6 protein-coding genes are annotated in these 13,253 nt (G+C 54.7%); 4 read left to right on the forward strand and 2 right to left on the reverse strand.

Going from position 1 to position 13,253, the window contains the following annotated elements:
• Nucleotides 1–6,225: cell surface protein SprA (gene sprA, locus Q0X57_RS04440; protein WP_297728230.1), on the reverse strand; the 6,225-nt coding region annotated here is incomplete at its 3' end.
• A 156-nt stretch (nt 6,226–6,381) separates the two neighbouring features.
• Complete coding sequence (gene ruvA, locus Q0X57_RS04445) at nt 6,382–6,990, reverse strand: Holliday junction branch migration protein RuvA (RefSeq protein ID WP_027451563.1); 609 nt, start codon at nt 6,988–6,990, stop codon at nt 6,382–6,384.
• A gap of 476 nt (nt 6,991–7,466) precedes the next feature.
• Between ruvA and gyrA the strand changes: the two genes are divergently transcribed.
• From gyrA to Q0X57_RS04465, 4 genes are all read left to right on the forward strand, one after another.
• On the forward strand, nt 7,467–10,049 hold the full coding sequence (gene gyrA, locus Q0X57_RS04450; RefSeq protein ID WP_297728238.1) for a DNA gyrase subunit A: 2,583 nt from the start codon (nt 7,467–7,469) through the stop codon (nt 10,047–10,049).
• A 64-nt stretch (nt 10,050–10,113) separates the two neighbouring features.
• A complete protein-coding gene (locus Q0X57_RS04455; protein WP_297728243.1) occupies nt 10,114–11,316 on the forward strand; it encodes a tetratricopeptide repeat protein in 1,203 nt (400 codons plus the stop codon).
• 163 nt (nt 11,317–11,479) lie between these two features.
• Nucleotides 11,480–12,751, forward strand: coding sequence for a type IX secretion system plug protein domain-containing protein (locus Q0X57_RS04460; protein ID WP_297728246.1), 1,272 nt, complete (start codon nt 11,480–11,482; stop codon nt 12,749–12,751).
• Nucleotides 12,752–12,768: 17 nt separating this feature from the next.
• The coding region (locus tag Q0X57_RS04465; RefSeq protein WP_297728250.1) for a GH3 auxin-responsive promoter family protein at nt 12,769–13,253 on the forward strand (485 nt) is incomplete at its 3' end.

Below are 13,253 nucleotides of genomic sequence, written 5' to 3' on the forward strand. Positions count from 1 at the left end.
CGCCTCGCGAACATAGCCATTGTCTGTAAAGCCAAAGGCAAAGGCAAGGCCTGGAGCCATCATGCCCTGCATTGGGTAGCCCTGCCCGCCTGCAGCCTTGATGTCGGGGAGGAAGCCGGGCAAGTGCAGCGACGAGGTACGGGTGTAGGTGAGGGAGATGTCGCGCAGGAAGGTGAGCAAGGAGATACCCGCATCAATGTATGGGTAGAGACGCTCCATGCGCATCTCACGAGCTTTGTCGGCAGCGTAGACGTTGACCCGGATCGTGACAGAGTCGGTGCCTGTAACGGTGATGCTGTTGGGATTGACCACAGCATACTTGACAGGGTAGTTGTGTCCGAGCGAATCCTTAGCGGTCACCTCGGGCTTAGCACTGCCGAGCTGGTGGTTGATGGTAATCGTCGTGTCGGGGCGTAGGACCACCTCTTTGGTAAAGCGCAATGGCGCAGGCTTCTTGCGCTGTGAGGCTGCGGAAGCTTTGTCTGCAGACTCCTGATCAGAGCGACTAGCACGAGTATCTCGGCGAGCGACGGAGCGGTTGTTTCGGCTGCTGCTCTTGTTCTGTCGCTTCTCGTAATCTTTGTACCAGTCGAACTTACGGTAGAGTGTTTGGAAGAGGATGTTGACCCGTCCATCGAGCTTCATTTGGTTGCGCACCACATTGCCCATGGAGGCGCCCTGCTGGGTCAAGGCTCCTCGGTCCCAATTGTACGAAGCCATATAGGTGGCGGTGGCTGAGACGAAGTCCATAAAGGGAATGAGTGCGAGCGGGAGCGTGTAGGTAGCGTTGGCAGTCTGGTTGTACTGCATCGGGAGCCCCCAACTGCGTATGCTCTGCCAGACGGAGTCGCGCCATAGCGTGTAGTCGTCGGGGGCTAGCTCACGATTGACCTGTACGTGTGGCTCTACGATGCGGGCATTGGTGCCAGAGTTAAAGGAGAGCTTGAGGTTGGTCGTGGGGTTCCAAACAATGTTTGCGGCACGCTGCCAGACGAAGTTCTGCACGAAGGTAGCTGGTAGCGACCAGTCAGCCACCGCTCCTCCGCCAGGCATGAGGTTGCGCACCTGATGCTCGCTGTAGTTGCGCAGGATGGAGCTGTTGAAAGCAAGTCGTGAGGGGAGATAGTTGATCTGATAACCTCTCAGCGTCGAGGTGACCGTGCGGACAGCCTCGGAGGCGTTCTTACCTTGCTGGAGCTTGTCAAAAGGCTTCCACGGAGCCACCACGGGCGTATACTGATACTGCGCCGTAGCTTGCCACGTGCGATTGCGGTCGTAGACAATCTCGGGGCTGTTCTTCTCGTCCCAAGACATCGAGTAGCCGAGCGTAATGTTGGCTGGGTCGTACGGCATCGGGGTCTTGCTCTGTATGTTGACCCCCACATTGGAGAGCGACAGCGCATGAGCCTGGGTACGTGTCAGTGCCATCGTCTTGATGGAGTCACGTACCGACTCGTTGGCAGCATTGTCGAGTGCCTCCGTGAGGAGCAGGTCTTGGTCTAGCGGGTTGTACTGCGGACGGATCACTTCGTCTTGGTAGCTGTAGTAGAGCGGTATGCGCACTTTCGCTTTCTCGGGGAAGAACTTACCCAGCTCTACCTGCGTTGAGAGGTTGAGGAAGCCGGTATCTTCTAGCTGTCTCTGCGCAAGAGACTGATCGAGTGCGCCAAAGCCCGCCGTACGGTAAGAGCCTCGGGCACTAAACGAACCTAGATCGCTCAGCTGCACCTGCAGATCGGCATTGGTCGCCCAGCCGCCCTGCTCTTGGTACTCGCTCAGGCGTAGCTCATTGACCCAGATCTCGGCACTCTTGATCTGACCAGCGCTGTTTCGCACACCGATCATGATGGTCTTGACATTGCTCAGCGAGGGATTACCCATCACGGTGACGGTGTTGCGAGGACGCTCAGCGTCGGGCACCGAGTAAGGCGTGTAGAGATCCGTCTCGCCATTAGCCTGCGCAGCGTTGCGTCGCATCTTGAGTCCCGTGAGAAGGTCAAAGCGAAAGTCTACTTTATTGTCCCGTGGCCAAACCATCTCTCGGTCCTTAGCATTGTCACTGTAAGTGCCGAAGGGGGTCAGCTCGAGGGGAACGCTGTATTCGTAATAGTTGTTCGTGTAGTCAGAGCCTAAGCGGAGGAAAGCGGTCATCTCGCCATTACCCGTGGGCGTCCCCTCCTCGGGAAGCTCCTCGGCATGGACAAATAGCTCGATGCGCTTGTAGCGACGTAGGTCTAGTCCCGTGTTCTTGTAGACAGCTCGTGCATCGCCTGGAGCTAGTCGCTTGATGCGTAAGCTGAGCGACTGCTCGTTCTGACGAATGGCTTGCGCCTGACTGGGGCTGACGCTACGAGAGACTCCTGGCGGAAGGATATAGTTGATCGGCTTGCGGTCACCGTTCTCCTCAATGTTGACCGTATTGACCTCCATCGTGCCGTTAGATATAGGCGTGACGGAGGGAGCGTGTAGCGGGCGGTCATACTGTCGCCACTCGCCACGCACCATCTTAAAGGTACCGAAGCGCAAGACCACAGGCTTGTCCCACTGCGTCAGGTAAAGGCGCATGAAGCGAATACTCTTGAGGTCGGCTATGCCCCCTACCCTGCGGGTCGGCTCTCGTACGGGGATCTTGAACTGATACCACTTGACCGTCTCTTGCTTGCCGTTCGCTAGCTTCACATTGACCGAGCGCTCGTCAACGATGTAGTTGCGCCCCACCTGCATCTCGGCAGGCGAGAGCGCTATCTCGTACTCGAAGTAACGCTCCTGCTCGTTGAGTGTGTTGTCTTGGTTGATGTCCTCCACATCAGGCACGACACGGCTCGCCACGCTGTAGGAGCCCGTCTCATTGGTTGCCTCAGCACTATTACCCTCGACCCCGTTGTAGTACTTGTATCGCTCGAGGATCGGCGACTGTAGCTGGTCATACCGCTCATCACGGTAGTGGCGGAAGCTATCACCCGCCGGATCATTCAGCGGACTCATCGGGTCGCCCTGCCACTGCTCGAGCACTTCGCCCGACACCTTGCCACGGATTGCGGAGAGATAGTTGGCATAAGCGGGGAAAGCTTTCTCCTGCTCAGAGCTTAGCCCATTGAAGCCCACATCTTGCTTGCTACGCGCCCCAGCGGCATTGTCAAAAGAGTAGCCAGCCGTCTGACGAATAGGCACGCGCCCCCAGACCGTCTCAATGGTTGCCGAGGGGTCATCGTTGAGCGGCATACCATTCTCAAAGAACTTCTTCTCATCCTTCAGCACCTCCTCCGACACCTCGCCCAGGTTGAAGAAGAGCTTGCCACTCGTCGGTGCCGTCTCGGGATAGATGAAGGGATCCATCATCCAGAACTCAATGTACTCGATATTGGCTGCCTCAAAGTCGCTTTGGTCTATCTTGCGCATCATACCGCCCCAGTTCTCCATTGGGTTGGCGAGCTTACCATCGCTACCGACCTGATCGCTGTTGAGGTTGTACGGACCACGCTCATTGGGATAGTAAGCGAGGCAGAGCGTCTGGAGGTAAGACTGCTGAGCAAAGTTCTCATCTCTATAGGGGAATAGCTCCGCCATACGCACCTCTCGCGAGTAATGGTTCGAGAGCATGTCGGGATTGTTCCGCAGATAAGAGGGTGTCAGCGAAGAGCCAGCACGGTTCAGCATTGGGTCTATGTAAAACCAGTTGAGCAAAGCTCGCCTATTGCCGTAGCGCAGATCATTGACCATTCGAGCCTCGGGGAAGAGATCCGCCGCCCCGTCCGCTGGGTCGTGCCACGGCGTAGAGCTGAGCATCCAGGCGTAGGGGTTCAGCAAGTCAATGCTACTTTGCGAAGTCTCGAAGTCGTCAATATAGCTATGTCCCTTGGTGTAGCGCCCCTCGTAGTGCCCTGGGATCAGGTGGGCAAACTCCATGTTGAGCGCAATCTCCGACGGCTTGGTCAAGTCTAGGAGCGGGATGTAGTCTAGGATACGCGTCAGCCACTGAGACTCGGTGCGCCACGAGAGATTAAGTCCCCAAAGGCTGTTTTGCATTGACTCACGTCCCATGGCAGGCTTGGCAGTCAGTGGCATCTCGCTGAGATACATAAAGGTACCGCCCAGCGTTAAGTTTGGCGTAAAGTGATAGTTCAGATCCAGTCCCAGCACCGTCTTGCGCTGCAAGTTGAGGAAGCCCCTATTCTCCAGAGAGACATCAACACGCGTGCCACTGTTGAGGATTGCCTCGTTGAGGATCGTGACGGTACCCATGGCGTAGTTGACCGTATAGTCCACATTCTCCACGAGCGTCGCTCCGCCAGCCGTCACACGCACCGACCCCGGGGTAACATTCATCGCCCCGAGCGAGATCTGCCCGCTATTTGCCGCTTGGTACTCGCCTCGCAAGATAAACTTATCGCGCTCGGCCACCTGCTGCGCTGCGACCATCGTCGTATCGTAGATCTCACGATAGACGTAGCGCGCGGCAATGGCGGGTTCACCTATCTGCTCCGCCAAGTAACTACCAAAAGGCTCCGTAGAGGTAAAGATGACGAGCCCACGCTCCGCATCAACCGTATAGCCTGGTACAAAGTCAAAGACGCCATCAGGGTGTGGCTCATTGCGCGAATCCAGACGGTCCATCCCCAAGACCCTTGTGAGGAGCTGCCCCGCCACCTTACCCTCATTGATATAAGGTACAGCGGTGCCGGTGCTATCGTTGCGGTAGAAGACATCGAGCTTGAAGTTCTCCGCTTTGAGATTGTAAACGCTACTCCCAAGGCTGTAGACGTTGCGCATCATAAACTGCCAGTAAGGAGCCGTCGGGGTCATCGATGCGCCCTTGAGTAGCTTGACAAAAAGGTTGTCCGCCGTACGATCCGATCGGTCCGAGCTAAACTCACCCACTTGATAGACCTTGCCCTGATAAGTGTACTCAAAAGCCACACCCACCACCTCATCCGGCTGGAGACGCACCTGCAGCGAGAGCGTACCGAGCTGGTCATTGATGCGGTACTCATTGGCATTCAGACGGCGAGCGCTCTCTATCTTCGTATAGTCTATACCACCACGCAGCTGCCCCTCTAGCACCTGGCTCACCTGATCCACTTGGCGCAAAGCTGGCTGTCCGAGTAGCCAACTGTAGAGCGAGTTCGCCTGATTGGCAGGCAGTCCCTGCGTCGATCCATTCGTCGTGACGCCACGAGCCGCCACACGCTCCGCCTCACCCAGGTCGGTAAAAGCGACAATGTTGCGCGCCTCGTCAAAGTTGCCCCGCTTATTGGTCACCCACACCTCGATGCGGTTGATCTTAACGCCCGAAGAGATAAAGGGCAGCGTAGACATCGCCTTGTTGTAGTGGTCTCGGAAGTAGTGCCCTAGGTAAAAGTGCCTATTCTCGTCATACTTATTGGCCGAAAACTCAAAGGGTGTCGTCTGCGCCCCACGATCTGTTGAGACGCGCTTCGTCTCCGCCTCCTGCTGGCTCACGACGAAGTCCACGTCAAGCTTGCCAAACTGCAGTTTGCTGTGAATACCGAAGAGCGACGCACCGCCCTGTATCAGCGAGTTCTTCGACTGTAGCGACACATTACCCGCCTCTAGCACCTTGATTATGTCATCCTCCTCGCCCTCGTAGGCTAGCTTGAGCTTCTTACTGTCAAAGTCAAAGGTAGCCTGCGTATTGTAGTTTAGGTTAAAGTTGAGCTTCGTACCCACCGACGCCTGCACATTAGCCTGGATCTTCTGATCGAAGTCAAAGAAGGTATGTCTCCGTGAGCGAATCGGTATGGAGGGATTGTCCGTGGCATTGCTCTTGACACCCATCGACACCTCCGCAGAGCCTTGTGTCCGCACCCGCACGCCACCCGGGCCAAAGATCTTCTCCGCAGGACCTAGCTCGAAGCCAAAGTCAAACGGGTTGAACCCCTTGCCCTGCTGCTCCTTCTCATCCTGCGCTGCACGCTCCAGGAAGTAGCTCTGCACGCCATTGCGCTCCACATAGGCAATGTACTGCTCCAGCGTGTAGGGGATCGGAGTGCCCACCTGCTTGCCACCCACCTTGGTAACCAGTAGATAAAGCCCCGTGGCGGGATTGTAGACGAAGTCGTGCGTCACCACGCTCGGCGTGCGCAGATCCAGAGCCGACTCCTGCTCGAGCCACTCATACGACTCAGGCGCTGTCGGCTGCACAGGGTAGCGCAGACTATCCGGCTGTGCAACACGCGCTGTAGCAGACACCGAGAGGGCTGGCATAGCGAGCAATCTCACCACACCCACCAATGCGCAGAGCAACGCCAGCCATGCACATAGTATCCTGCGCCTAGGGATCATCTAGTGTCTGTCTATAATTATAGAGTCAGTTATGTAACGTTTGGGCGCCTGTTTTGTTGTACCCAAGCTCCCTGACAGCTAAAGCTGCGCCAGCGCCTGCTTGATCACCTGCTCGACAGGTGTGTCGGGCTTGACAGTCATAATCTGCTTCACCACCTTGCGCACATTGGCCTCCGCAAAGCCCAGCATCTTGAGTGCCGAGATCGCCTCCTCAGCCACCTCACGAGCAGCCCGCGAACCGATACCCGCCGTCACATCGTCACGATCTGTCAGCGTCTCGGGGAGCTTGCCCTTGAGATCTACGATAATGCGCTGTGCCGTCTTGAGTCCGATGCCCTTGACCATCTTGAGGCGCTTATCATCGCCACTCTCGATCACCTCTGCCAGCTCCAGCGGTGCCAGACTAGAGAGGATCACACGAGCCGTAGCGGGACCCACACCAGACACGGTGATCAACTTCGCAAAGAGCGCCTGCTCCTCCCTCGTGTAGAAGCCGTACAGATCACACACCTCTCCCTGACGCATCACCTCCGTGATCCAGAGCCGCACAGGAGCCTCACGCTCCAGCCCATGCAGCGTATCATAAGTAGAGAGCGATATATTGACATCGTAGCCCACCCCGCTACAGTCCACATAGGCATTGGTCGGTGTGAGCGTATCTATCGTGCCACGCAAGTATGCAATCATAATCGTAGTATCTAGAGGTAAATCACCGCAAAGTTAGTGGTAATTAACCAAAGGGTACGAAGCCCCCAGAGTTTCATACCGAGGAAACAAGAGTTTCCTCGGTGGAAAATCGGAAATCTCCAGTGAGGAACGGACAAATTCTTCGGAACTTTGAAATCTTTCTTCCGAAGTTTCATCTCATTCTTCCGAAGTTTTATTTCGCCCCTCGGTAGGGAATTTTCGTTTGCTCCGTGAAGATTTCTGATTTCCTCGGGAGAGATTGCGCTCGTGGGTGGATGTATGCGGAGTTGAGACCAGAGCGAATCTTCATCGGATAGAGATATTTTTCGTAACTTAGCCATCTGAAAGTAGAGATCTCTCTAAGCTATCAGCCGAACAACTGGCACTAGCGAAGTTAGAGAGACGGACTCGCAAGGAGTATCTCCGAGTGGATCTACTAGCCTCTACGACCAAGTGAATAAAACACAATAGACTCTATGGAAGATAGTATAGATAGGATTATCCCAGTGGACATTGAGGACGAAATGAAGACCTCTTACATTGACTACTCAATGTCTGTCATCGTATCTCGAGCTCTACCCGATGTGCGTGACGGTCTCAAGCCGGTGCATCGTCGTGTACTCTACTCGATGAATGAGAGTGGCAACACTTACAATAATCCTACCCGCAAGTGCGCTCGTGCCGTAGGTGACATCATGGGTAAGTACCACCCCCACGGGGACAGCTCCGTATACAACACATTGGTACGTCTCGCACAGGGCTGGAATATGCGCTACCCGCTCGTACAGGGGCAGGGTAACTTTGGCTCTATCGATGGGGACTCGCCCGCTGCGATGCGTTACACCGAGTCAAGGCTCAACCAGTTTGCCCAGGAGATGCTCCGTGACATTGATATGGAGACGGTGGACTTTCAGGACAACTTTGACGGTGACTTTAAGGAGCCTACTGTCCTGCCCTGTCGCATCCCTAACCTTCTGATCAATGGTGCTGCTGGTATCGCCGTCGGTATGGCGACCAATATGGCTCCGCACAATCTAACAGAGACGCTCAACGCCTGTATCGCTTACATTGACGCTCGTGGAGAGATTACGGTCGATGAGTTGATGCAGTATGTCAAGGCTCCTGACTTTCCCACGGGTGGTGTCATCTACGGCTACGAGGGGGTCAAAGAGGCTTTCCGCACGGGACGTGGACGTATCGTCATACGTGGCAAAGCGGACATAGAGGAGTACCACAACCATGAGCGGATCATCATCCGTGAGATACCCTACCAGGTGCGCAAGAGCGACATGGTCGCTAAGATTGCCCAGCTGGTCAACGAGAAGAAGATCGATGGCATCAGCGACATCTCCGATGAGTCGAGCAATAAGGGTATCCGCATCGTCATAGATATAAAGAAGGACGCCAACGCTGGTGTCGTACTCAACTACCTATATAAGTACTCCGACCTGGAGAGCTACTTCAGCGTCAATAACATTGCACTAGTCAATGGTCGCCCTCGTCAGCTCAATCTTAAGGATCTCATCGGTCACTTCGTCGATCACCGCCACGATGTGGTGACACGACGCGCCCAGTATGAACTTCGCAAGGCGCAGGAGCGTATCCATATATTGGAGGGTTTGATCATTGCGGTAGACCACATTGACGAGGTCATACGCATTATCCGCTCTAGTGAGGAAACTCGCGAGGCGATGAACCGACTGATGGAGGCGTTCAACCTCTCAGAGCTACAGGCGCGAGCCATCGTCGATATGCGTCTACGACAGCTCACGAAGCTTGATATTGACAAGTTGCAGCATGAGTACAATGAGCTCAAGGAGCGCATTGACTACTTGAACCTCTTCCTCAGCGACATCAATATGCGTATGGAGCTAATACAGGAGGAGTGCCGTGAGATCATTGATAAGTATGGCGATGAGCGTCGCTCGGAGATCATATACGCTTCGGAAGATCTGAATCCCGAGGACTTCTACGCCGATGAGGATATGGTCATCACCATCTCTCACCTAGGATATATCAAGCGTACGCCACTCTCAGAGTTCCGCACGCAGACACGTGGTGGTGTCGGTGTCAAGGGTGCTGACAGTCGTGACGAAGACTTTGTTGAGTACATCTACTCAGCGACGATGCACGCCACGATGATGCTCTTTACCGCTACAGGTCGTGTCTACTGGCTCAGAGTCTTTGAGATACCTGAGGGCTCCAAGAGCTCTAAGGGCAGACATATCCAGAACCTTCTAGACCTTGACGAGGAGAACCGCATAACAGCCTTCCTACGTATTAAGAACTTGACGACCGATGCGGATTTTGTCAATACGCACTACCTCGTCTTCGCTACAGAGCAAGGCTTGATCAAGAAGACACTCCTAGCTCACTACGCTAATCCTCGCAAGACGGGTGTCCGCGCTATCAACCTACGTGACGATGATCAGGTTGTTTCGGTGGCTCTCTCGAATGGTAACTGCGAGATATTCCTTGCTAACCGAAATGGACGCTGTGTCCGCTTCAACGAGCAGGAGGTTCGTCCTATGGGACGCACGGCGACTGGTGTACGTGGTATCCGTCTTGACAACGATCCTAACGACAAAGTCGTCGGTATGGTAGTGCATCGTCTGAAGAACAGCGACGAGACTATCCTCGTCATCAGTGAGAAGGGCTACGGCAAGCGCTCACGCATTGATGACTACCGCATCACCAAGCGTGGTGCCAAGGGTGTCAAGACGATCAACGTGACCGACAAGACGGGTCAGCTCATTGATATACGTGCCGTAGAGGACGACGACAACATTATGATCATCAATAAGAGTGGAGTTGCCATCCGTCTCTCTATGGAGCAGGTACGTGTCATGGGACGTGCTACTCAGGGGGTCAAGATGATAGACCTCAATAAACGTTCGGACGAAATCGCATCTATATGTAATGTAGTGGCCGAGGAGGAAGAGCCAGAGCTCGTAGACGAGGCTGACCTAGACGACCCCTCAGAGTTTGTTCCACAGGAGGAGGATCTCAATGACTTTGACGACTCCCCTGCACAAGATGAGGAGAGTAGCGAGGATTAGTCTCCAACCGCAAGCCATCTATAATAAAGAGTAAGACAACAAACTAGTAACACCGATTTAGAATATGAAGACAACACGTAAAGTAACCCTAGTGCTACTCGTGCTGATGGGTGCACTGACACTTGGATGCGCACAGACCTCCAACGTCAGAGGTGCAGACCGTCTATCCGATGCTAGCAAGCCAGACTATCCTGGAGCTCGCGCCCTAATCCAGCAGGCTCTAGAAAATCCAGAGACCAAGGACGATGCCAAGACTTGGTACACAGCGGGACTCATTGAGGAGCGTGCCTTCACGGGCGAAAATCAAAAGAGTCTCAAGAATGAGCCTCAAGACCTGCCTAGCATGTACAAGGCTCTCCTAGATATGCACACATACTACACGAAGACTTATGAGGTCGATCACCAGCCCAACGATAAGGGCAAGGTACGCCCTAAGTTTGAGAAAAAGATTGCTAACGCATACAAGGACAACCTCCTCTACTACATCAATGCGGGTGGATACTATATGGAGCAGAAGGACTTCAAGAGTGCACTCAAGGCATTCCAGTCTTTCAGAGAGATCAAGCGCTCTCCCCTATTTGAGGGTGATAAGTTCGCTCAGACAGACTCCAACTCGCTGATGGTTGATTTCTTTGCTATCATCACCGCTTACCAGGCTGGCGACAAGCAGCTAGCTATTAAGTACGGTGAGGAGCTCAAGGGCAGTGGTTACCGTCAGAACGAGGTCTACCAGATCCTCGCTCAGACCTACATTGAGGAGGGCGACACGACTAACTATATCTCGACGATGCGCGAGGGTCTCAAGCTCTTCCCCAAGGAACCATACTACTCCGTCAACCTGATCAATACCTACATCGTACAGAACAAGTATGACGAGGCTCGCACCTTCCTCAACCAAGCTATTGAACTCAATCCTGAGAACCCTCAGCTCTACGATGTGATGGGCAAGCTCTACGAGGAGAGCGATGAGCAGGAGGCTCTCAAGTGGTTTGGCAAAGCTGTTGAGATAGACCCCAACTACGTTGAGTCTCTCTGCAACATCGGACGAGTCTACTACAACCAGGCTGTAGCTCTCTCTGACAAAGAGGAGGGCGGTGCGACAGCTGCTCAGAAGAAGCGCAACGAGCTACTCAACAAAGCGCTTCCCTACCTCGAGAAGGCTTACAGCATCAACCCAGATGCATCGTACTACCTCCTTGGGAACATCTACTACGCACTAGGCAACAATGCTAAGTACGAGGAGATCCAAGCTGCTCACGGCAACTAATCACTAGTCTGTGCTAGCGCTCTAGCTAGCCCAACAACAATAGAGGAGACAAATCCACACTGCGGGATCTGTCTCCTTTTTGTTTGCTCTCTGAGAAGGCTCATAACGAGAGTCTGACCGTGGACTCTTGGTCATTCCATCAAAGAGCTGTAACTTTGGGACGATGAATAAGCTATGGACGCTTTGCTGGCTCCTCCTAGCCCTTGCCAGCTCACTCTCGGGAGGAGAGATATTCCCGCATCACATCTACACGACAGAGGTACAGACTCTACAGTGTCAGGTGTGGCGTGACGGGGAGCCAGTCGCTATACCCTATCCGATCGCCCGCTTGGCTAGTAGCGATGAGGAGATCGTGGTGAGCTTTGACCTCGCAGATCCTGTCCCGCATCGCATCCACTACCAGCTGGAGCTGTGCGATGCCGACTGGCAGGTCAATGACCGTATGGCGCTTAGCGAATATCTCGACGGCTGGATCGGAGCGCGCTGGCAGACGGACGAAAGCACCCCTTCCGAAGCCACGAGCATCGCTTACCGTCACTACGAGCTACGCCTCGGAGGTGCCTCCGTACTACAACCGCTCCTCTCGGGCAATTACCGCCTCACCGCTTGGTGCGAAGAGCTACAAGAGGAGCCTATCTTCGTCACCAGCTTTGCCCTCTATGAGCCTCTCGCTGAGGTCGCTCAGCAGGTGGTACCGACGACGTCTGAGGGCAACTACTCCCGCTTTCAGCAAGTGGAGCTAGAGCTAACCTTTCCCCCCACACTTGCCAGCGACCCGCTCACGGAGCTTCTCGTGACGGTAGGTCAAAACGGCTCCTCCACCCGCTACCAGCGACTCACCCGCCCCACCTCCCTCGCTCCTGGTCGACTCACCTTCAGGGGTCATGACGGAGCCACATTCGCTGCGGGCAATGAGTGGCGCGCCTTTGAGATATTGTCTCCCTATCAGGCGAATATGGGCGTGGAGCACCTGAATAGTCAGGAGACGCCCCCCGAGGCTTACCTTTATCTAGACCGCCCAACGAGCGGTAGCTACATCACAGTCCCCGATGCCAATGGGTATCGCAAAGTTCGCCAGACAGACTACGACCCGTACTACGACGAGACCATGACAGATTACTATCTTGTCACCTGGCGACTGGCTCTAGATGACCCACTCAGGTATGGTACCCCGCTCATTGAGGGGGCCGCCTTTGATGCACTGCCTAAGCAGCAGCGCACGCTACGCTACAACCGTGAGACAGGGTACTTCGAGCTGTCGCTCCTCGTCAAGGGGGGCTACGTCAGCTACCGATATAGCACCTCGCCATCGCCCGCTCCCCTAGCCAGCAACGCTATCGAGGGCGACTACTACCAGACAGAGAACCAATACACCACTCTCGTCTACCTCATCTCCCCCATGCTACGCTATCAGAGACTGGTAGCCGTAAAGTAATCCCCAGCTGTAAAACTATGGACAGAAAGACCGCAACCATCTATCGCCTCATGTACCTCCGGCTCAAGAGCATCGAGCAGTACGCTAAGCAGAGCGAAGCTATCCAAATGCGTCAGTTCAAGCGCATCATGCGTGTACTACGTGGCACCAGCTACGAGCAGTCCCTCACGAGCGAGCCTATCCGCACCTACAGCGACTACCAGCGCATCGTCCCGATCGTTGAGTACGAGGAGCTACGCCCCTGGGTAGAGCGTATGCTACAGGGAGAGCGCAATCAGCTCATCAAGGGTAGCTGTCGCTGGTTCGCCACCTCCAGTGGCACCTCGGGAGGTCGTAGCAAGTACCTTCCCGTACCTGGGTTGCATCTGCAGAGTTGCCACTATCAGGGAGCCAAAGATGCGCTCTGGCTTTACCTAGACACACGACCCGACAGCGAGTTCTTTGTACACAAGAGCTTAGTCATTGGGGGGAGCCACAAGCCCACCGCTTTTGCCGCAGGCAC

The organism is uncultured Porphyromonas sp., assembly GCF_947254915.1.
GTDB lineage: Bacteria > Bacteroidota > Bacteroidia > Bacteroidales > Porphyromonadaceae > Porphyromonas.

Coding starts and splice junctions, on each gene's coding strand:
- Q0X57_RS04455 (WP_297728243.1), top strand. CDS start 10,114: ATGAAGACAACACGTAAAGTAACCCTAGTGCTACTCGTGCTGATGGGT.
- ruvA (WP_027451563.1), bottom strand. CDS start 6,990: ATGATTGCATACTTGCGTGGCACGATAGATACGCTCACACCGACCAAT.
- Q0X57_RS04460 (WP_297728246.1), top strand. CDS start 11,480: ATGAATAAGCTATGGACGCTTTGCTGGCTCCTCCTAGCCCTTGCCAGC.
- gyrA (WP_297728238.1), top strand. CDS start 7,467: ATGGAAGATAGTATAGATAGGATTATCCCAGTGGACATTGAGGACGAA.